Annotated in this window: 2 protein-coding genes; both read right to left on the bottom strand. The window is 71.3% G+C overall.

All coding sequences use genetic code 11. From position 1 onward, the window contains the following. Positions 1 to 134: 134 nt before the first annotated feature. A complete protein-coding gene (locus tag AB8Z36_RS36115; protein WP_369217619.1) occupies positions 135 to 1,466 on the bottom strand; it encodes a D-arabinono-1,4-lactone oxidase in 1,332 nt (443 codons plus the stop codon). Then, positions 1,414 to 2,664 carry an MFS transporter gene (locus AB8Z36_RS36110; protein WP_369217618.1) on the bottom strand — a complete coding sequence of 417 codons (1,251 nt, stop codon included), beginning with the start codon at positions 2,662 to 2,664 and terminating at the stop codon, positions 1,414 to 1,416. The genes AB8Z36_RS36115 and AB8Z36_RS36110 overlap by 53 nt, the downstream gene beginning before the upstream one ends. Between the last annotated feature and the right edge of the window lie 98 nt (positions 2,665 to 2,762).

Here is a 2,762-nt window from a genome sequence, read left to right as displayed (position 1 = left end):
CTCCAAGACGGACCCGACGCCGACCACGCCCCCGAAGCCCACCCCGTCCAGCGGAACCGGCAACGGAAACGGCAGCGGAGACGGCAGCGGTGAGGAGCCGGAGCAGGGCGGAACCCCCACTCCGTAGGCGCCGGTCAGTCGCCGAGGACCCGCCGCAGATAGTCGTTGCCGAACAGCCGGTCGGGGTCGAGGCGGTCGCGCAGGGCGGTGAACTCGGCGAAGCGGGGGTAGGCCGTGGCGAAGTACTCCGCGTCGCGCGTGTGCAGCTTGCCCCAGTGCGGCCGTCCCTCATGGGCGGTGAAGATCCGCTCGGCGGCCGTGAAGTAGGCCTGGTACGGCGTGCCCTTGTACATGTGGACGGCGATGTACGCGCTCTCCCGGCCCGAGGCCGTGGAGAGCGCGATGTCGTCGGCGGGCGCCGTACGGACCTCCACGGGGAAGCTGATCCGCAGCCGTGAGCGGTCCACCATCGCCTTCAGCTCGCGCAGCGTCTCCACCAGGGCCTCGCGCGGAACGGCGTACTCCATCTCCGTGAAGCGCACCCGGCGCGGGCTGGTGAAGACCTTGTACGGGATGTCCGTGTACGTCCGCGCGGAGAGCGCCTTGCTGGAGATCCTGGCGATGCCGGGGATGGTCGCGGGCACGGCCCTGCCGATGGTGTTGACCACCTGGAAGAGGCCGTTGGAGAGGAGTTCGTCCTCCACGAAGGCGCTGATCCGGCCGGGCGGGGTCGCGGGGCCCGGGCCGCGGTTGTTGCGCTTGGTGTTGCAGTTGCCGGTGTGCGGGAACCAGTAGAACTCGAAGTGCTCGTTCTCCGTGAAGAGCGCGTCGAACTCGGAGGTGACCTGGTCGAAGGTCATCGGCTCCTCACGGGCGGTGAGGTAGAAGACCGGCTCCACGGCGAAGGTGATCGCCGTGATGACGCCGAGCGCGCCGAGCCCGATCCGGGCGGCGGCGAAGACGTCGGGATTCTCGTCGGCCGAGCAGGTGAGGACCGTCCCGTCGGCGGTGACCAGCTCAAGTGCGGTGATCTGCGCGGCGATCGACGCGGAGTCACGGCCCGTGCCGTGCGTGCCGGTGCTGACGGCGCCCGAGACCGTCTGCTCCATGATGTCGCCCATGTTCGTGAGGGACAGGCCCTCGCGGGCGAGCGCCGTGTTCAGCCGCTTGAGCGGAGTGCCCGCCTCCACGGTGACCGTGCCGCCCTCGCGGTCGATGCGGCGGATGCCGGTGAGCAGGTCGGGGCGTATGAGGAGGCCGTCGGTCGCCGCGGTCGCGGTGAAGGAGTGCCCCGAGCCGACGGGCTTGGCCCTGAGGCCGTCCTGTCTGGCCCCGCGCAGCGCGTCGGCGAGCTCGTCCACCGAGGCGGGCGTGACCTCCCTGGCGGGGCGCGCCGTGACGTTGCCCGCCCAGTTACGCCACGCCGCTGTGCTCCTCGCGCTGCCCGTGCCCGTTCCCGTGCTCATGGGTCCCCCTCAGTTGCCGGACCGGCCGCTTCAGCCGGCGATACCCCAGGAACCCGAAGACGACCGCGGCGGCTCCGGAGACCCCCGGGACCGCGTACCCGGCGTCCGGACCGGCGGAGTCGATGACCCAGCCGGCCGCGGAGGAGCCGAGCGCGACGCCGACCGCGAGCCCGGTGCTCACCCAGGTCATGCCCTCGGTCAGTTTCGCGCGAGGTACGTGCTGCTCGACGAGGGCCATCGTCGTGATCATCGTCGGGGCGATGGAGAGGCCCGCCACGAACAGCGCCACGGCCAGGAACGGCAGGTTCCCGACCAGTTGCAGCGGGATCATACTCACGGCCATCGCGCAGACACCCAGCAGCCACCTGGGGGCCGGTGCCCCTTTGAAGTGCAGCAGGCCGTAGACCGCTCCGGCGAGACACGAGCCGAGCGCGTAGACGGCGAGCACCAGGCTCGCCATGGACTTGTGCCCGTGCTCCTCGGCGAAGGCCACGGTGACCACGTCGATCGCCCCGAAGATCGCGCCGGTCGCGACGAAGGTGGCGACGAGCACCTGGAGACCGCCGGAGCGCAACGCCGAGCCGCCGGTGTGGTGTTCGCGGGAGTGGGGGACGGGCTCGGTCGCTCGCTGGGCCGTCAGCCAGAAGACGCCCACGGCGAGGAAGGCCCCGGCGAGCAGCGGGCCCGCCTCGGGGAACCACACCGTGGAGAGCCCGATCGAGATGATCGGCCCGAAGATGAAGCAGACCTCGTCCACGACGGACTCGAAGGAGTACGCGGTGTGGAGCTGCGGGGTGTCGCGGTAGAGCACGGCCCAGCGGGCCCTGATCATCGAGCCGACGCTCGGCACGCAGCCGACCAGCGCGGCGAAGAGGAACAGCGTCCAGTCGGGCGCCTCGAACTTGGCGCAGAGCAGCAGTCCGGCCACCGCGGCCAGGGACACCAGCGTCGCGGGGCGGAGCACCCGGCGCTGGCCGTGCCGGTCGACCAGGCGCGAGATCTGCGGCCCGATCGCGGCGGCGGAGAGCGCGACGGTCGCCGAGAGCGCGCCCGCGAGGCCGTACCGCCCGGTGAGCTGGGACACCATCGTCACGATGCCGATGCCCATCATCGACAGCGGCATGCGGCCGAGGAAACCGGCGGTGGAGAAGGCCTTCGTGCCGGGGGCGGCGAAGATGGCGCGGTAGGGGCTGGGCACGTGGACTCCGCTGAAGCGCCGGAGCGGCTCCCTGAGGGGGAGGGGCCCCGGTAAGGCGTAAAGGTGGCCCATACAGCTTACGGCTCCGGAAGGAGTGC

Source organism: Streptomyces flavofungini (assembly GCF_041028215.1).
GTDB lineage: Bacteria > Actinomycetota > Actinomycetes > Streptomycetales > Streptomycetaceae > Streptomyces > Streptomyces flavofungini_B.
The sequence above is the reverse complement of the archived record's forward strand: the minus strand, read 5'-3'. Positions and strand labels throughout refer to the sequence as shown.

Bases quoted from the DNA above. Each gene is read 5' to 3' on its own strand.
- AB8Z36_RS36115 (WP_369217619.1), bottom strand. From the start codon at position 1,466: ATGAGCACGGGAACGGGCACGGGCAGCGCGAGGAGCACAGCGGCGTGG.